Origin of the sequence: Solidesulfovibrio carbinolicus, from assembly GCF_004135975.1 — a bacterium.
Lineage (GTDB): Bacteria > Desulfobacterota > Desulfovibrionia > Desulfovibrionales > Desulfovibrionaceae > Solidesulfovibrio > Solidesulfovibrio carbinolicus.
In genome coordinates this window covers 912,908-929,736 of sequence record NZ_CP026538.1, presented here as the reverse complement: position 1 = coordinate 929,736, position 16,829 = coordinate 912,908, and the positions used below count along the sequence as shown (strand labels likewise).

The following is a 16,829-nucleotide window of genomic DNA, read 5'->3' as shown; positions in this document are numbered from 1 at the left end:
CCTAACCCCTTTTGGCCGTGCGGCGGTAGGCGGCCACGGCCCAGACGGTCGCCACGGCCGCAACCGCCGTGCTCCCGACGAAAAAGACGAACGGCCCGACCTGAAAATCCATGGGCAAGGCGGCCGGATCAAACTGCGGAGCCAGATAGCCCAGCCGCGCCACCGACCGCACCACCGCCATGCAGACCACGGCCAGGGCCGTGAAAAAAGCCGCCCGGCCGGGCCGGCCCCGAAAGGCGGCCAAAAGCGCCGCCGTTGCCAGCCCCAGCCCGGCCACAAAGGCCAGGGAGCCGCCGGTATGCAGCCCGAAAAACCGCTCCATCACCGGACGCGGCAGGGAAAGCAGATACCACAGTCCGACGGGAATCTGGGCCAGGGTCGCGCCGATAAACCAGCGCAGGCCCGTGCGGCTGCGCTCGCCGGCGCCGGCGTCGGCCGCCTTGCGCGAAAAAAGCGCCACATAAAGCCCGCCCACGGCCAGGGAAGCGGCCAGAAAATGCAGCCAGCGCGGCAGGAAGGTAGGATCAGAAAGCGCCGTCACCAGGCCGGCCGGGGCGGTGAAATAGCCCGTCCACAGGTCCGGCCGCACGGCCAGGGTCGAGACGTTGACCAAAATGAGGCTGGCCCCCAGCAGCAGCCCGGCCGAGGCGGCCGGCAACAGCCCCGCCCCCGGCGCGCCGGCCCGGGGCTGGTAGACGTAGAGCAGGGCGTAGGCGATCATGACGACCATGAAAAGCGACAGCCAGGGCACGGCCGAGACGATGGCGGCGGTATAGAGGTAGTGGCCGTAGAGCACCGAGGCAAAAAGCAAGGGCGGCACGGCCAGGTTGACGCCGATGGCCACGGCCGACGGCAGGCGCTTGGCCAGCCCCACGGCCGTCTCGCGGCCTGCCCCGGGGGCGAAAAGGGTCAGCAGCGTACCGCCCAGGGCCACGTTGACCACCAGGATGTGCGCGGCGAACGTCAGTACGAGCAGCGCCTCGAAAAGGCCCCACGGGCCGGGGATGGCCTCGCCCGGGGCCAGGGTCATGACTGGGGACATGGAAACGTCTCTCCCTTCCCGGCCAGGGTGGCGCGGAAGCTTTCGCAGGCCTTGCGGCGGCCCATTCTCCAGAGTTCCCCCGTTCTATACGAAAATATGGGAGCCATCACAACGAAAAAGGCTCGCAACCACACTCCACGACACGTTCGGGCCTGCCGCCAAGCTCGACCGCCAAGCTCGACCGCCAAGCGGCATTGGCCTCGACCGACGTCGCGGCCCGGACGTTCGGCCAAGGGCCAGCCAGCCCCGAGCGGCCGTCGCCGCAGCCCCCTGCCCCGCCCCTCGACGCGCCGGCCGCGCCGTGCTAGGGCCAGCGCAAAAAAGGGGAGTGCCTACCCTGGTTTTTCCCTTTTCCCGCCCGGCCCTTTGCCCTTGGACGGTCCAAGGCCATTTCCCCTTTAACCGGGCGGGTTTTTACGCCAGAAAACGGGAAGCTTCCCGTCACCATAGGCGGCAGGCCGGCAAGGCCGCCCCAAAGGACGACACCCCCATGGAAAAACGCGAGAACATGGCCCTGCAAGTGACCAAGGAAATCGTGGTCAAGTTCGTCGAGACCGGCCGCATCTCGCCCGGCAACTTCACCGAACACTTCGGCCCCATCTATGAGGAAGTGCTGCGGGTGATCAGCCGCAACGAAACGGCCGGGGAGACGCGCGAAAAAGTGCGGGTCATCGCCAAAGGCGGACAGGACAATGGCTGAGTTGCCCGTTCCCGGGGACAACCGCCGGGTGGCCGGCATGTTCGGCCGGGTGGCCGGCCGCTACGACCTGCTCAACCACCTGCTCTCGGCGGGCCTGGACATCGCCTGGCGTCGGGCCATGGTCCGGGCGCTTCTGGCCCCGGGACTGCCGCCTGGCCCCATCCTCGACCTGGCCGCCGGGACGCTGGACGTCTCCATCGCCATCGCCCGCCGAAGCGACCGCCCCATCCTCGCCGCCGACGTCTGCGAACCCATGCTGCGGGCGGGCCTGGGCAAGCTCGACACAGCCCTTGGCCGGCGCATCCACCCCACCGTGGCCGACGGCCGCGTGCTGCCGCTGCCCGATGCCTCGGTGGCCGGGGCCACCATCGCCTTTGGCATCCGCAACATCCGCCCGCGCCCCGAAGCCCTGGCCGAACTGGCCCGGGTCATCCGGCCCGGCGGCCGGCTGGCCATCCTCGAATTCGGCACCGGCAAACGCCGCATGTGGGGGGGACTCTACAATTTCTACCTGCGCAACATCCTGCCGCGCATCGGCAAACTCATCTCCGGCGACGACGAGGCCTACCGCTATCTGGCCGCCACCATCAGCGAATTCCCCGAGGAATCCGTGCTGGCCGAAGAAATGCGTCAGGCCGGCTTCGCCTCCGTGGACTACCGCGCCATGGCCGGCGGCATCGTGTTTTTACATGCTGGCGTGAAAGCGTAGAGGGAGAGGAAGAGAAGAATGCCTCCGGCGGCCGGGAGGGGGTAACCCCCTCCCGGACCCTCCCTGACTGGGGGGCGCTTTTTTGTCAGGCGAAGCCTGACAAAAAAGCGCCCCCCAAACAGTGATGAGCCAGGGAAACAACAACGCTCACCGCAGACCATATGGGGGGTCCGGGGGCCTCAGGCCCCCGGCCGCCGGAGGCATCTTCCCTCTTCCCGCTGTTCTATCCCCCGGTGCCACGCAAAAAGAACAACAGCGCCAGGCCGGACAGGATGGCGGTGAAGCCCAGTCCCCGCAGTTCGCTGGGTTTGCGTTCGGACAGGGCGCGCAGCACGGTGGGCATTTTTTCGGCGGCCAGGAAGTACGGCAGCCCTTCCAGGATGAAGGCGAGGCCAAGGCCGGTGAGGAAGAGTTTCCAGTCGAATTCCATCCGCCAAAGCTACGTTTTCGGCCGCGACATGTAAAGCCGTGCGTCTTGCCGGTTTCGGCGCTTTGCGCTATCGCGGCATTCGGCCCGTTGGGCCCTTCCCTAAAAAGGAGCAACCCCATTGATCAGTTTTGAGGATATTCGCGCCAAAAAGGCCCCGGTGGCCGTTATCGGCCTTGGGTATGTCGGCCTGCCCCTGGCCGTGTCCCTGGCCCGCCATTTCGAGGTGGTCGGTTTCGACGTCAAGGCCGCCCGGGTGGCCGAGCTGCTGTCCGGCCAAGACAGCACCCTGGAAGTCTCGCCCGAGGAAATGGCCGAGGTCAGCCTGCGCTACACCTGCGATCCGGCCGATCTGACCGCCTGCAAGGTGTTCATCGTGGCCGTGCCCACGCCCATTAACGCCAACCGCGTGCCCGACCTCGGGCCCCTGGTCGGCGCGTCGCGGCTTTTGGGCCAGCACATCGGCGAAGGGTCCATCGTGGTCTACGAGTCCACGGTCTACCCGGGACTGACCGAGGAAGTCTGCGTGCCGCTTTTGGAAAAGGGTTCGGGACTGGCCTGCGGCAAGGACTTTTTCGTGGGCTATTCGCCTGAGCGCATCAACCCCGGCGACAAGGTCCATACGCTTTCCACCGTGGTCAAGGTCGTGGCCGGCCAGACCCCGGAAGTGACCGATCTGCTGGCCGACCTGTACGGCGCGGTAGTCACGGCCGGCATCCACAAGGCCCCGTCCATCAAGGTGGCCGAGGCGGCCAAGGTCATCGAGAACACCCAGCGCGACATCAACATCGCGCTGATGAACGAGCTGTCGCTTATCTGCGAGCGCCTGGACATCGACACCGTTGACGTGCTTCGCGCCGCCGAAACCAAATGGAACTTCCTGCCGTTTCGCCCGGGACTGGTGGGCGGGCACTGCATCGGCGTCGATCCCTACTACCTGCTTTACAAGGCCCAGAGCCTCAACCTGCACCCCCAAGTGATTCCGGCCGGCCGGCGCATCAACGACTCCATGGGCAAGCACATCGCCGAAGTCGCCATCAAGATGCTCATCCGCTCCGAGTGCCGGGCCAGCTGCGCCCGCATCGGCGTGCTGGGGCTCACCTTCAAGGAAAACGTGCCCGATCTGCGCAACACCAAGGTCGTGGACATCATCCGTGAGCTTGGCGATTTCCGGATGCACGTCCTGGTTCACGACCCCATGGCCTCTTCCGAGGAAGCCCACGAGGAATACGGCCTGACCCTGGTCGGCCAGGAAGAGCTGCGCGATCTTGATGCGCTGATCATCGCCGTCAACCACGACGCCTTCAAGGCGTTGTCCCTCGAAGAGTTGGCGACCTGGTTTCGGCCCACGGTCACGCCCATCCTCATCGACGTCAAGGGCATCCACGAGCGCGCCGCAGCCGAGGCGGCCGGCTTCCGCTACTGGCGGCTGTAGGCCCCATGCCCGCATCCGTTTCGCCCCCCGGACCGCCGCGCGCCCCGGCCCCAGGCCGGGACCGCCACGGCGGTCCGGGGGGCGTTTCCCGTTTCCGGGCCGCGCCGGTGCTCCTGGCCCTGGCCACGGCCAAGGAATACCGCGCCGCGCTGTCGCCCCTGGGCGCGCCGGCCCCGCCCCTGCCCGGCCGCGCGACTCCCTGGCGTCGCGGCGGCCGGGATTTTCTCGTGCTGGTCACGGGCGTGGGCCCGGTGGCCGCGGCCATGGCCGTGGGCCGGGCCATTGGCGAGGCTCGGGGCGAACTGGCCGGGGTGGTCAACCTCGGCATCTGCGGCAGCTTTGACCTGGCCATGGCCCCCCTGGGGGCCGTGACGGCCACAACCGCCGCCATCTTTCCCGAATACGGTCTGCGCCGCGACGAAGAGGTCGATGCCCGGGGCATCGCCTTTCCCCAGGCCGTCATCGACGGCTGCGACGTGTACGACCGCCTGGCCCTCGACCCGGCCGGGGCCGCCACGGCCATGGGCCTGCCCCTGCCGGAGGGCGTCGTGACCGGGGCCGGCCTCACCGTGGCCGGGGTCACGGCCTCGTCGGCCCGGGAGGCCGCCCTGCGCGCCGCCTACGCGCCCCTCACCGAGGCCATGGAAGGCTTTGGCGCGGCCCTGGCCGCCGCGTCCGCCGGCCTGCCCTTTCTGGAGCTGCGAAGCGTGTCCAACCGCGTGGGCGCGCGCCCGCCAGACGGATGGGACCTGCCCGGAGCCTTCGCCGCCCTGGGCCGGACCGTTGCCATCCTCCTTGGCTAGTGTCGCGTCCCTGAAAAGTGCTTACGGCCTTTCTCGGACAACAGACTAACCCATTATTTTTCATAAAAATACTGTCATATTTTTACGGGAGGCACCGCGAGGCCGCCATGGACGCCGTCAGTTTCGCCATTTCCCCCTGCCCCAACGACGTGGTCATCTTCGGGGCCGTCATCCTCGGCCGGGCCGGGCTGCCCGACCGACGGGCGACCTTTGCCTTTGAGGACGTGGAGACCTTAAACGAGGCCGCCCTGGCCGGAACCTACGACGTGGTCAAGGTCTCCGCCGCCATGGCCGCGCCCCTGGCCGGCGACTACGACGTGCTGCCCTCGGGCGCGGCCTTCGGCTTCGGGGCCGGCCCCAAGCTCGTGACCGCCAAGGGGTTTGCCGGCCGGCCGAGGACCGTGGCCGTGCCCGGGCTTCGCACCACCGCCGCCACGCTGTTGCGGGCCGCCCTGGCCGAGGACCGTCCCGAACTGCCCGTGCCCGACGCCGCCTTCGTCCCGGTGCGCTACGACGCCGTCGTGGAGGCCGTGGCCGCCGGCCGGGCCGAGGCCGGGCTTCTCATCCACGAAACCGCCCTGGCCGCCGCCGGCCACGGCCTTGCCGTCGCCCTGGACCTCGGCGTCTGGTGGCAGGGGCAGATGCCCGACGTGCCGGTGCCCTTGGGCGTCATCCTGGCCAACAAACGCTTGGGGCGCGAGCGCGTGGCGGCCCTGGGCGCGCTGCTTCGCCAAAGCCTGCTTGCGGCCCGGAAAGAACCGGGCCTGGTCGCGCCCTTGGTGCGCCTTTTTGCCCGGGAAATCGACCAGCAGGTCATCGACGCCCACATCAAGGCCTATGTGGGGGAGCTCAGCCTGGACATGGGCGAGCTTGGCCGGGCCGCCCTGGCCCGTCTGGCCGGGCTGGCGAGTCGCACAAACAGGGCGTCGTGACGCCATTTCCCGGCCGCGACCCCCTTGCCAGCCCCGAAGGAATGCTGTTAAACCCCGGCGGATGAGCGATATCGCGGACATTGTCAGTCGGGAAGTCCCGGCCATCAACCGGTACCTGGAAAGCGCCACCGAGACGCTCAACCCCATGGTCCAGCCGGTCGTGCGCCATGTGTTGCTGGCCGGAGGCAAGCGCCTGCGTCCGCTGCTCACCATCCTTACCGCCCGGGCCATGGGCTATCGGGGCGACGACGTCTACCCGTTGGCCTGTTCCCTGGAGTTTCTCCACTCGGCCACCCTGCTGCACGACGACATCGTGGACGGCGCGAAACTGCGCCGGGGCCGCGAATCGGCCCATGTCCGGTTCGGCTCCACCCACACCATCCTGGCCGGCGACGTGCTGCTGGCCCTGGCCAACCGCCTGGTCGCCGAATACGACAATCCCGAGCTGACGAAACTCCTTTCCGAAGCCCTGCTCCAGACCGCCACCGGCGAGATCCTCGAAATCGCCCACCTGCGCGACGTCGATCTGCCGCTTTCCACCTATTTTTCCATCATCACCGGCAAGACCGCCTACCTGATCCAGGCCTCGTGCCAGTGCGGCGCGGTGCTGGCCGGCGCTTCGCCGGCGTTGATCCAGGCCGCCGCCGACCTCGGCCACCACATCGGCATCGCCTTCCAGCTCGTGGACGACGCCCTGGACTACACCTCCCCGGCCACGGTTTCGGGCAAGCCCACGGGCGGCGACCTCAAGGAAGGCAAGGTCACCCTGCCGCTTCTGCTCTACCTCCAGGGCCTGCCCTTCGAGGAACGACGCCGGCTGGCCGAGGACTTCCGCCAGGACCAGCTGTCGGCCGAGGACATCGAATATTTGCGCGGCAACGTCGTTGCCGGCGGACACGCCGAGAGGACCCGGGAAATGGCCGGCGAATACCTGGCCAAGGCCCAGGCCGCCCTGGCCAAGTTCCCGCCTTCCCCCGAAGCCGAACTGATCGGCGACGTCCTGGCCCCCATGCTCGCCCGGGACAAATAGGACCGCGTCCGCCGGCCTGTCCGCTCACCTTTGACCTCATAACGGAAGGAACGCCATGCTCAGTCGCGTCGCCGTGGGCCTGCGCCCAAGCGTCCGGGACGTGGTCGGCCAGCGCGTGGCCGGCAAGATCCAAAGCGAACTCCACCTGCCGGTCAGCGCCGTCTCCATCGTCAAGATTTTCACCATCGACGGCCTGGACCCCAGCGCCGTCGAGGCCGTCATCGCCGCTGGCGTGCTCCACGATCCCGTGGTCCAGACCGCCTCGGCCGCGCCCATCACCCCCGCCGTCCCGGCCGACTGGGTCATCGAGGTGAGCTTTCGCCCCGGCGTCACGGACAACGAAGCCCGCACGGCCAAGGAAGCCATCGCCCTGGCCCTGGGCCTGGACGAGGCCGGCCGCAAGGGACTTTCCGTCTACACCGGCGTGCAATACCACATCGCCGGACTGGCCGACCGGGCCGCCGCCGAACACGTGGCCCTGGATCTGCTGGCCAACGACCTGCTCCAGCGCCATGAGGTCAAATCCGCCGCCGAGTGGACCGCCGAACCGGGCTTTACGGCCCGCACGGCCAAGGTCACGGGCAAGGCCGACTCCACCGTGGAAGTGCCTGACCTGTTCAACATGACCGAGGAGCAGATGCTGGCCCTTGGCCGCGAGCGCACCCTGGCCCTGTCCCTGGACGAGTGGTGGGCCATCCGCGCCTATTTCGGCCTGCCCGGCTTCAAGGTCCGCCGCGTGTCCTGGGGACTCATCCACAATCCCACCGATGTGGAACTGGAATGCCTGGCCCAGACCTGGTCCGAGCACTGCAAGCACAAGATCTTTAGCGCCGACATCACCTACATCGACAACGAGACCGGCCGGACCGAAGCCATTTCGAGCCTGTACAAGAGCTACATCCAGCGTTCCACCGCCGACATCCGGGCGGCCCTGGGCGAAAACGACTTCTGCCTGTCCGTTTTTTCCGACAATGCCGGCGTGGTCAAATTCACCGACGACCTCAATTTGTGCATCAAGGTGGAGACCCACAACAGCCCCTCGGCCCTGGACCCCTACGGCGGCGCGCTCACCGGCATCGTCGGCGTCAACCGCGACCCCATGGGCACCGGCATCGGGGCCAATCTCCTGTGCAACACCGACGTCTTCTGCTTCGCCTCGCCCTTCCACGAGGGTACATTGCCCCCGCGCCTGCTCCATCCCCGCCGGGTGCTCGAAGGCGTGCGCGAGGGCGTGGAGCACGGCGGTAACAAGTCCGGCGTGCCCACGGTCAACGGCTCCATCGTCTTTGACGAGCGCTTCCTGGGCAAGCCGCTGGTCTTTTGCGGCACCGTCGGCATGTTGCCAGCGACCATCAACGGCAAGCCCAGCCACGTCAAAAAGGCCCTGCCCGGCGACTACATCGTCATGGTCGGCGGCCGCATCGGCAAGGACGGCATCCACGGCGCGACGTTTTCTTCCGAGGAACTCCACGAAGGCTCCCCGGCCACGGCCGTGCAGATCGGCGACCCCATCACCCAGCGCCGCATGTACGACTGCCTCATGCGCGCCCGGGACATGGGCCTTTATAACGCCATCACCGACAACGGGGCCGGCGGTTTGTCGAGTTCCGTGGGCGAAATGGCCCAGGACGCCGGCGGCTGCGAACTCTATCTCGACCGCGCCCCGCTCAAGTACGACGGCCTGGTTCCCTGGGAGATATTTACCTCCGAGGCCCAGGAACGCATGACCCTGGCCGTGCCGCCCGACAAGTTCGCCGACTTCATGCGGCTGGCCAAGGAAATGGGCGTCGAGGCCACGGAACTGGGCAACTTCACCAATTCCGGCTACCTGCGCGTCTACTACGGCCAGCGCACGGTGGCCTACATCGACATGGACTTTCTCCACGGCGGCACGCCGCGCATGGCGCTTAAAGCCGAATGGACACGTCCGGTCATCGCCCGCACCGAGCCGAAGCTGCCGGCCGAGGGCCACGGCGCGCTGCTCAAGCGGATGCTGGGGCGCCTCAATATCTGCAGCAAGGAATACGTGGTTCGCCAGTACGATCATGAGGTCAAGGGCGGCTCGGCCGTCAAGCCCATGGTCGGCGTACGCCGCGACGGCCCGTCCGACGCGGGCGTGCTGCGGCCGGTGCTGTCGCGCCCCGAGGGCGTGGCCCTGTCCCACGGCATCTGCCCGCGCTATTCCGACATCGACGCCTACTGGATGATGGCCGCGGCCATTGACGAGGCCGTGCGCGGGGCCGTGGCCGTCGGGGCCGACCCCGACCGGCTGGCCGGCGTGGACAACTTCTGCTGGTGCGATCCCGTCGAGTCCGAAAAGACCCCGGACGGCCGCTACAAGCTGGCCCAGCTGGTGCGGGCCAACAAGGCCCTGGCCCACTTCTGCCGGGCGTTTAGAACGCCCTGCGTGTCGGGCAAGGACTCCATGAAAAACGACTATTCCGGCGGCGGGGCCAAGATCTCCATTCCACCCACGGTGCTGTTCTCCGTCATGGGCTTCGTGCCTGACGTGAGCCGGGTGGTCACCTCCGACTTCAAGAACGCCGGCGATCTCGTCTATGTGCTGGGGGCGACCCTGGCCGAGTTGGGCGCTTCGGAGCTGGCCGGCGAGCTGGGATTTACTTCCCCCGACGTGCCGCAGGTCGAGGCCGTCTCGGCCCGGCGGCGCTACAAGACGCTGCACGACGCTATGATGACGGGTCTGGTCTCGGCCTGCCACGACTGCTCCGACGGCGGTCTGGCCGTGGCTCTGGCCGAAATGGCCATCGGCGGCCGGCTCGGGGCCGATCTTGATTGCGACGCCGCCCCGGGCGCGCGTGGCCTGACCGACCTGGAACTGCTCTACAGCGAATCCGCCAGCCGTCTGGTGGTCACCGTCGCGCCGGAAAACCAGGCCGCTTTCGAGGCCCTGTTCGCCGGCCAGCCTTGCGGACTGCTCGGGACCGTCACGAGCGCCCCGGAGCTGACCCTTCGCCGGGGCAAGGCCGTCCTTTGCGCCGAACCGGCCGAGGAGCTGGCCCGAGCCTTCAAGGCCACCCTGGACTGGTAGCCGGTCCCCATCCCTCTCATCACACGCCAAACGCCGGGAGAGCGGCTCTCCCGGCGTTTTTTCGTGGTCCGCCTAACATCATCCCGCCACCCGGGGACTTGCCACGCCAACGGCGGCCGGCGATCGCGCACAATCCGCCGCCAACCGCATTTGGTCTTTATGCCAACAAACACGATTCCCCGCCGGCCAAAGACTTCCCCGCCATTCTGAAAACCGTATTGCCTCTTTGCTGTTCATCTGTTATCTTAATCGGTAATCTTCCCACCTCAACACGAGGAGACCGCAATGGTCCGTTGGCGTGCCTGGACTCTGGCATTGCTCACGGCGGGTCTATGCGCCTGCCCAATCGGAACTGCAACGTTTGTCCCTCTCGCCGCCGCCCAGGCCCAGGCGACTTATGTCGGTTCCAAAGCCTGCATGGCCTGCCATCCCAAGGAATACGAGTCTTACTCCAAGTATTCCAAAAAAGCCCATTCCTCCCAGTCGGTCAAGATCATGGCCCCCAAGCTCACGCCCGAGGAATTAAACGGCTGCTTCGCCTGCCATGCCACAGGCTACGGCCAGCCCGGCGGTTTTGTGAGCTTCGAAAAAACCCCGGAACTGGCCGACGCCGGCTGCGAGGTCTGCCACGGCCCGGGTTCGGCCCATGCCGATTCCGGCGGTGACCCGGGGCTGATCCGGGCCAAGCTGGCCATGAGCGAGTGCGAGCGCTGCCACAACGCCGAGCGGGTGCGCTCGTTTAATTTCAAGCCCATGCTGTTCGCCGGGGCGCACTGATCCGGCCGGGCAGGCCCGCCAGGGCCGTCGCAACCGTTCCCGCCCCATCCCGCCGCCGGCCGCCGCCGGCCGGGACGCCACACAAGGAGTCCGGCAATGTTCGACGTGGTATCGCGCTCCCTGGGCCTTAAGGTGTTGCTCCTCGTCTCCGGTCTGACCATCGCCGCCTTTGCCGGCCTGTTTCTGGCCAACGCCCACTGGCAGCGCCAGGGGACCGTGGACATGATCGACCGTTCGGCCCGCAAGACCAGCGACATGCTGCGCATGGCCATCGAAGAGCCCATGCGCCTGGGCAAGAACGCCGAAACCGCCGCCCAATTCGCCAAGACCGCCAGCGCCCACGCCGACATCCGGGCCTTTCTCACCGATTATAAGGGCAACGTGACCTACGCAACCGACACGGCCGCCGCGCGCCAGGACATGGACCGCCTGGCCCCCGACGCCTCGGTGGCGGCCATGGTCAAAAAGGCCCTGACCGGCGACTACCATGGCGGCGAGATCATTCCCTGGGCCGGCAAGCCTTCCTTCGTGGCGGTAAGCTCCATCAAGAACGAACCCGCCTGCCACCACTGCCACGGCGCGTCCAAGCCCATCCTCGGGGCCATGGTGGTGGTCCAGGACGTCAGCCCGGAAATGGCCCGCCTAGCCGGCGACCAGTGGAAGGCGGCCGGTGTCTCCCTGGCCGGGCTGGTCTCCCTGCTGGCCGCCCTGCTCCTTTTCATTAAATTCGCCGTGGTCACCCGGGTCAAGCACATCGCCGGCCTGTCCTCGCAAATCGCCGCCGGCTCCCTGGACCTGACCTTCGCCGATCCGGGCAAGGACGAAATCGCCGCCCTGGCCGCCAATCTCTCGGCCATGGTCGGTTCCATGAAGGACCAGCTCGAATACAACCGGGGCATCTTAAACGGCGTCATCATTCCCATCTTCGTGGCTGACCGGGAGCGCCGCTTCGAGTTCGTCAACGCGCCGCTCACCGGCATCCTCGGCAAGGACGCCTCGGCCATGCTCGGCAACCCCGTCACCGACAGCTTCATGCGCGAGGACGGCCGTTCGGGCTGCGCCGCCGTGCTGGAAACCGGGGAATGCTCCAGCGGGTTCACCCGGTTTACCCGCTCCGACGGCCGGGCGTTTCCCCTGCACTACGAAATCTCGCCCCTCAAAAACGCCTCGGGCGCGGTGGTGGGCGTCATCGGCGTGCTTATTGACCTCACCCAGGAGGAGCGCGACAAGGACCACATCAAGGCCCAGCGCGAAAAGCTCCTGACCGTGGCCGACGAGGTCACCTCCGTCGCCCGGGAGCTGTCCGACGCCTCGGACGTCTTAAGCGCCCGCATGGAGGAGCTGACCACGGGCGTGGCCAATACCGCCCGGGAAACCGAGCGCGTGGCCACGGCCATGGAGGAGATGAACGCCACGGTCATGGAAGTGGCGAAAAACGCCGGCGACACGGCCCGGGCCTCGGACGAGGCCAGCCGTGAGGCCTCGGCCGGCGGGCGCGAAGTGGAGCAGACCGTGGAGGAAACCCGCAAGGTCTCCCGGCGCACAGCCGATCTGGCCGCCTCCCTGGGGCAGCTCGAAACCCGGGCGGAGAACATCGGCCAGGTGCTCTCGGTCATCGGCGACATCGCCGACCAGACCAATCTGCTGGCCTTGAATGCCGCCATCGAGGCGGCCCGGGCCGGCGACGCCGGACGCGGTTTTGCCGTGGTGGCCGACGAGGTCAGAAAGCTCGCCGAAAAGACCATGCACGCCACCACCGAGGTGGCCGCCGCCGTGGGCGAGATCCAGACCAGCACCCGGCAGGCCGTCTCGGGCATGGACGAAACCAAGGCCCGGGTGGAGCGCACCGCCGACATGGCCGAAGGCTCCGGCGCGGTGCTCGGGCGCATCGTGAACCAGGCCGGACGCATCGCCGACATGGTGCGCAACATCGCCACCGCCTCGGAACAGCAGTCGGCCACCAGCGAAGAAGTTTCCACCAGCGTGGCCCACATCAACGAACTTTCCCAGGACCTCACCAGCCGCATCGCCGAAGCCGGCGAGCGCATCCGCGAAGTCCGCTCCATGGCCAACCATCTGGCCAAACTGGTGGAACAGTTCCGGGAGGGCTAGGCCGCGCCGCGTCCACCAAGAGGATCATATTTTCAGGAAACACCGCGCCTTGCATCGGTTGTCCCCCAAACGGCTCCGCGCCTTGCCAGGACGCGGCACGAAGACAGGGACGGCGCGAGACAATATCCATGCCGTCAAAAGGCTGTCCTCCGGGCCGGCCGGCCTTGACAATTTGGGGTAAACTAAAGGATAGACTTGTCCGTGCGTGACCGCTATTTTCGGTCGCGCGTCCTGTCGGCAAGGCCGATTCCGTGACGCGATTCCGTGGCGTTTGGCCCCAAGGCTTCAGTCGCGCCGCCGGAAACATGACCTTGTTGCCGCTCAGGCAAGGGCGCCTTCACGGCGGACCCGGCGCTGAGGGCAAATAAGGATCGCCAAGCCGGCCAACCTCAATGACGGAGAACGAACATCATGGATAAATACGAGTGCACCATCTGCGGTTACGTGTATGATCCCGCCGCCGGCGACCCCGACAACGGCGTGGCCCCCGGCACCAAGTTCGAAGACGTCTCCGAAGACTGGGTCTGCCCGGTCTGCGGCGCGCCCAAAAGCGAATTCAACAAAGCCTAACACGCCCTGCGCCGCTGTTTTGAATGCGGCGATTCGAGGATGTACATGCGACCTGTCGCCATCTGTGAAGGCGTCTACTGGGTCGGAGCCGTCGATTGGGAATGCCGTGACTTCCACGGCTACATGACGGCCCCCACCGGGACGACCTACAACGCCTTTTTGGTCAAGGACGAGAAAATCGCCCTGTTTGATTCGGTCAAGGCCGGCCATGGCAATGAAATGCTCTGCCGCCTGGCCCATCTGGTCAAACCCGAGGACGTCGATTACCTCATCGTCAACCACGTGGAAATGGACCACTCGGGCGAGCTGCCCGAACTGGTGGCCCGCACCAAGCCGGAAAAAATCTTCACCTCGCCCATGGGCGAACGGGCGCTCAAGGCCCACTTCGACTGCGCCGACTGGCCCATCGAAGTGGTGAAGACCGGCTCCACGATCTCGCTTGGCAAGCGTACCCTGCAGTTCCTGGAAACCCGGATGCTCCACTGGCCCGACAACATGGCCACGTTCATCCCCGAAGACGGCGTGCTCATTTCCTCCGACGCCTTCGGCCAGAACTGGGCCACCTCCGAGCGTTTCGCCGACGAAGTGGACAAGCATCTGCTCCAAAAACAGCTCGACCGCTACTTCGCCAACATCGTCCTGCCCTTTAGCCCCATCGCCCAAAAGACCATCGAGACCATCGAGTCCATGGGCCTTAAGATCAACGCCATCTGCCCGGACCACGGCCTGATGTTCCGCACCCCCGAAGACGTCGCCTGGGTCGTCTCGCGCTACAAGGAACTGGCCGCCCAGAAGCAGAAGAAAAAGGCCGTGCTGGTCTTCGACACCATGTGGCACTCCACCGAGCGCATGGCCCACGCCATCGCCACCGGGCTGGCCGAGCACGGCGTGGCGTTCAAGCTCATGAACCTCCACGCCTTTGACCATTCCGACGTCATGGAAGAGGTCTGGGACGCGGCGGCGGTGTTCGTGGGGTCGGCCACCCACAACAACGGCATGTTGCCCAAGGTGGCGGACATGCTGACCTACATGAAGGGCCTCAAGCCCAAGGGCAAGATTGGCGCGGCCTTTGGCTCCTACGGCTGGAGCGGCGAAGCGGTGAAAGACATCGCCGGCTGGCTGGGCGAAATGGGCATGGAAATGCCCGTCGATCCCGTACGCCTGCTCTTCGTGCCCACCCACGAGCAGCTCGCCGTCTGCGTGGAAATGGGCCGCACCATCGGCAAGATGATCAACGAGCGCGTGGGCGAATAGCGCACGCTGGCGTTTCAAGAGAAATGGAAGGGGCCGTCCTATTGGGGCGGCCCCTTTTTTTGTTGCGAGATAGCGAATGATTGAAGCACCCTGCCTTAAAAAACAAAAAAATACATATTATATATCGACTACAAATCTCGTTTTTGTTATAAATACATTCCTAAATATTCGCAGGCAGAATTAAAAAAACCAACACGGCAGAGATCTGCCAACCACCCAAGGGAGAACAATAAATGCCTATTTTCCCAAGAAGCTCAGGGAAACGCTACATTCCAATGTTAAAAACGAAAGAGGGCGAACTGAAAAGCCTATATCACCTAACTACTCAGCAAAAAAACTTGATTACCCCGTTGCTAGAACTACACAGCAACGACAAGATAAAAGACAACACCACACTTCAGCAATATTGTACAAAAATCAGTCAATCCTGGCCAGGACATCAGCCGCTCTACTTTGACGGTAATAGTGTTGCATTCTTCACAAACACTAACATTGGTCCATCTCCAAGCCTAACATTATTTTCTCAACTTATTCATGCAGGCCTATCCATCATCCCCGTCACTGACCCTTGTCGACCCATCGAATATCAAACAGCTATATCAACTATCGTACAAAATCAAGGGAATGGAATATGCCTTAGAATTCCCGCAATCCTGCTTAACAATAGGGCTCAAGTAATCAGCGACATTCAAACCACACTAAGTTCTATAAGCGTTCAAACAACAGCCACAGACATACTTATCGATCTCGGCGACATACATCCTGCATCACCTAATGCCGTCTCAATGCATATCCCCTGGCTCATAACCGAAATAAATGCACTAAACGCTGCAGCCCCATGGAGGGAAATCATCCTGGCTGGCTCTTCATTCCCACAAATCATACCAGGAAACCCACAAACCCTCTCCAGAATAGACAGAATAGAGTGGATTATATGGGACAACCTACGTGTCTCACCACAATTACAAAGAGTACCTAACTTCTCAGACTACACCTGCCTCCCTGCGACCCCACTCCCTCCAGCACCATATATGGCGCCAGCTCCAAAAATTCGCTACACAGCAGACACCTATTGGCTAGTTGCAAAAGGTCAGTCTGTGAAGCAAGCTCCACCTACACAGTATTACAGACTCTCACAGATAGTCAGTGGACTACCTGAATTTTGCGGACCTCAATTCTCATTTGGCGATGACTACATATCACAGAGAGCATCGCAAGCACCGCCAAGCACTGGCTATTTCACACAATGGCTCACTGCAGACGTAAACCACCACATAGCCTACATAATAGCCCAAATATAGACCTATATTTGAGCTAAAATTTGTAAATTTTCAACACCGCGGGGAGTGACAAAAGACGACTCTTCGTCTCGCCACTCCCCGCGATTTTTTATCGCCTGCCGGACGAGCCAACATAATTCATTCAGTTTTATTTCTCTGGCCAAAATCTCCCAAAGAACATTCCGAGGCTTAGCTCTCAACCCTTTCGACAAAGAATGGGCCTCAAGGATAAGAAGCGCCTCTCGACGCCAGAGCAGTTGTGCAACAGAAAGTGGATCTAGAGAAGGATTATGACATGAGCGCCGCTCCCACTTTAAAATAGGCGTGTTGTTTTTGCTGCATGTAACGACAATTACCCCCCACCATCTTGGCAGCAAAGATCGCGCAGCATCAAGATGCGACTCTCCAACCACAAGAGTAGAAAAATCAAGGACTTTAGAATACAAACATACTTGCGAGGGGAGTCGAGACAAATTATCTTGATCGCTTTTAATTTCAAAACCATGGAGTGCACCATTAACGACAGCAACATCTACACGCGTTAAACCAGTGCATAACCCGAACTCATCAAAAACACGAGTCCTCGGGTCTGCGTGAAATTTACGAAGCACTTTTGCATGTAAAGTTTGTCTAATTTCTCTGTCCCGCACTGTCCCCACCCTTTTCTCTATTTTGTCGATAGTCATTAAAACTGAGCGAGGGAAGTGGC

The 16,829-nt window shown here is 64.2% G+C and carries 15 protein-coding genes; 12 read left to right on the top strand and 3 right to left on the bottom strand.

Annotated elements, in window-relative coordinates; genetic code table 11:
• Position 1: 1 nt before the first annotated feature.
• Positions 2 to 1,042, bottom strand: coding sequence for a hypothetical protein (locus tag C3Y92_RS04140; RefSeq protein ID WP_129349753.1), 1,041 nt, complete (start codon positions 1,040 to 1,042; stop codon positions 2 to 4).
• Between the two features lie 490 nt (positions 1,043 to 1,532).
• Here C3Y92_RS04140 and C3Y92_RS04135 point away from each other — a divergent pair, with 490 nt between their 5' ends.
• Both C3Y92_RS04135 and C3Y92_RS04130 read left to right on the top strand, forming a co-directional pair.
• Positions 1,533 to 1,742 carry a hypothetical protein gene (locus tag C3Y92_RS04135; protein ID WP_015862212.1) on the top strand — a complete coding sequence of 70 codons (210 nt, stop codon included), beginning with the start codon at positions 1,533 to 1,535 and terminating at the stop codon, positions 1,740 to 1,742.
• Entirely contained in the window at positions 1,735 to 2,451 is a 717-nt protein-coding gene (locus C3Y92_RS04130) for a ubiquinone/menaquinone biosynthesis methyltransferase (protein ID WP_129349751.1), read from the top strand. Before C3Y92_RS04135 ends, C3Y92_RS04130 begins: the two co-directional genes overlap by 8 nt.
• A 223-nt stretch (positions 2,452 to 2,674) precedes the next feature.
• Here C3Y92_RS04130 and C3Y92_RS04125 read toward each other — a convergent pair whose 3' ends face one another.
• On the bottom strand, positions 2,675 to 2,881 hold the full coding sequence (locus C3Y92_RS04125; protein WP_006920120.1) for a DUF2065 domain-containing protein: 207 nt from the start codon (positions 2,879 to 2,881) through the stop codon (positions 2,675 to 2,677).
• A gap of 118 nt (positions 2,882 to 2,999) precedes the next feature.
• Between C3Y92_RS04125 and C3Y92_RS04120 the strand changes: the two genes are divergently transcribed.
• From C3Y92_RS04120 to C3Y92_RS04075, 10 genes are all read left to right on the top strand, one after another.
• The gene (locus C3Y92_RS04120) at positions 3,000 to 4,313 is read left to right on the top strand and encodes a nucleotide sugar dehydrogenase (protein WP_129349749.1); all 1,314 of its coding nucleotides are present in this window, start codon (positions 3,000 to 3,002) and stop codon (positions 4,311 to 4,313) included.
• Between the two features lie 5 nt (positions 4,314 to 4,318).
• Entirely contained in the window at positions 4,319 to 5,116 is a 798-nt protein-coding gene (mqnB, locus tag C3Y92_RS04115) for a futalosine hydrolase (RefSeq protein WP_129349747.1), read from the top strand.
• Positions 5,117 to 5,223: 107 nt separating this feature from the next.
• Positions 5,224 to 6,048: an MqnA/MqnD/SBP family protein gene (locus tag C3Y92_RS04110; protein ID WP_129349745.1), complete on the top strand. Its 825-nt coding sequence runs from the start codon at positions 5,224 to 5,226 to the stop codon at positions 6,046 to 6,048.
• 61 nt (positions 6,049 to 6,109) lie between these two features.
• On the top strand, positions 6,110 to 7,078 hold the full coding sequence (locus C3Y92_RS04105; RefSeq protein WP_129349743.1) for a polyprenyl synthetase family protein: 969 nt from the start codon (positions 6,110 to 6,112) through the stop codon (positions 7,076 to 7,078).
• A 55-nt stretch (positions 7,079 to 7,133) separates the two neighbouring features.
• Positions 7,134 to 10,127 (top strand): AIR synthase-related protein, encoded by a 2,994-nt coding sequence (locus tag C3Y92_RS04100; RefSeq protein ID WP_129349741.1) that lies wholly within the window; start codon positions 7,134 to 7,136, stop codon positions 10,125 to 10,127.
• Between the two features lie 285 nt (positions 10,128 to 10,412).
• The gene (locus C3Y92_RS04095) at positions 10,413 to 10,904 is read left to right on the top strand and encodes a cytochrome c family protein (protein WP_129349739.1); all 492 of its coding nucleotides are present in this window, start codon (positions 10,413 to 10,415) and stop codon (positions 10,902 to 10,904) included.
• A gap of 96 nt (positions 10,905 to 11,000) precedes the next feature.
• The gene (locus C3Y92_RS04090; RefSeq protein WP_129349737.1) at positions 11,001 to 13,016 is read left to right on the top strand and encodes a methyl-accepting chemotaxis protein; all 2,016 of its coding nucleotides are present in this window, start codon (positions 11,001 to 11,003) and stop codon (positions 13,014 to 13,016) included.
• 411 nt (positions 13,017 to 13,427) lie between these two features.
• Complete coding sequence (gene rd / locus C3Y92_RS04085) at positions 13,428 to 13,586, top strand: rubredoxin (RefSeq protein WP_129349735.1); 159 nt, start codon at positions 13,428 to 13,430, stop codon at positions 13,584 to 13,586.
• 45 nt (positions 13,587 to 13,631) lie between these two features.
• A complete protein-coding gene (locus tag C3Y92_RS04080) occupies positions 13,632 to 14,840 on the top strand; it encodes an FprA family A-type flavoprotein (protein WP_129349733.1) in 1,209 nt (402 codons plus the stop codon).
• 233 nt (positions 14,841 to 15,073) lie between these two features.
• Positions 15,074 to 16,141, top strand: coding sequence for a beta family protein (locus C3Y92_RS04075; RefSeq protein ID WP_129349731.1), 1,068 nt, complete (start codon positions 15,074 to 15,076; stop codon positions 16,139 to 16,141).
• A gap of 2 nt (positions 16,142 to 16,143) precedes the next feature.
• Here C3Y92_RS04075 and C3Y92_RS04070 read toward each other — a convergent pair whose 3' ends face one another.
• On the bottom strand, positions 16,144 to 16,806 hold the full coding sequence (locus C3Y92_RS04070; RefSeq protein WP_129349729.1) for a sce7726 family protein: 663 nt from the start codon (positions 16,804 to 16,806) through the stop codon (positions 16,144 to 16,146).
• Between the last annotated feature and the right edge of the window lie 23 nt (positions 16,807 to 16,829).

What these genes read in the sequence shown, in the direction of transcription:
- C3Y92_RS04140 (WP_129349753.1), bottom strand. Translation starts at nt 1,042, where the DNA reads ATGTCCCCAGTCATGACCCTGGCCCCGGGCGAGGCCATCCCCGGCCCG.
- C3Y92_RS04135 (WP_015862212.1), top strand. Translation starts at nt 1,533, where the DNA reads ATGGAAAAACGCGAGAACATGGCCCTGCAAGTGACCAAGGAAATCGTG.
- C3Y92_RS04130 (WP_129349751.1), top strand. Translation starts at nt 1,735, where the DNA reads ATGGCTGAGTTGCCCGTTCCCGGGGACAACCGCCGGGTGGCCGGCATG.
- C3Y92_RS04125 (WP_006920120.1), bottom strand. Translation starts at nt 2,881, where the DNA reads ATGGAATTCGACTGGAAACTCTTCCTCACCGGCCTTGGCCTCGCCTTC.
- mqnB (WP_129349747.1), top strand. Translation starts at nt 4,319, where the DNA reads ATGCCCGCATCCGTTTCGCCCCCCGGACCGCCGCGCGCCCCGGCCCCA.
- C3Y92_RS04110 (WP_129349745.1), top strand. Translation starts at nt 5,224, where the DNA reads ATGGACGCCGTCAGTTTCGCCATTTCCCCCTGCCCCAACGACGTGGTC.
- C3Y92_RS04105 (WP_129349743.1), top strand. Translation starts at nt 6,110, where the DNA reads ATGAGCGATATCGCGGACATTGTCAGTCGGGAAGTCCCGGCCATCAAC.
- C3Y92_RS04100 (WP_129349741.1), top strand. Translation starts at nt 7,134, where the DNA reads ATGCTCAGTCGCGTCGCCGTGGGCCTGCGCCCAAGCGTCCGGGACGTG.
- C3Y92_RS04095 (WP_129349739.1), top strand. Translation starts at nt 10,413, where the DNA reads ATGGTCCGTTGGCGTGCCTGGACTCTGGCATTGCTCACGGCGGGTCTA.
- C3Y92_RS04090 (WP_129349737.1), top strand. Translation starts at nt 11,001, where the DNA reads ATGTTCGACGTGGTATCGCGCTCCCTGGGCCTTAAGGTGTTGCTCCTC.
- rd (WP_129349735.1), top strand. Translation starts at nt 13,428, where the DNA reads ATGGATAAATACGAGTGCACCATCTGCGGTTACGTGTATGATCCCGCC.
- C3Y92_RS04080 (WP_129349733.1), top strand. Translation starts at nt 13,632, where the DNA reads ATGCGACCTGTCGCCATCTGTGAAGGCGTCTACTGGGTCGGAGCCGTC.
- C3Y92_RS04075 (WP_129349731.1), top strand. Translation starts at nt 15,074, where the DNA reads ATGCCTATTTTCCCAAGAAGCTCAGGGAAACGCTACATTCCAATGTTA.
- C3Y92_RS04070 (WP_129349729.1), bottom strand. Translation starts at nt 16,806, where the DNA reads ATGACTATCGACAAAATAGAGAAAAGGGTGGGGACAGTGCGGGACAGA.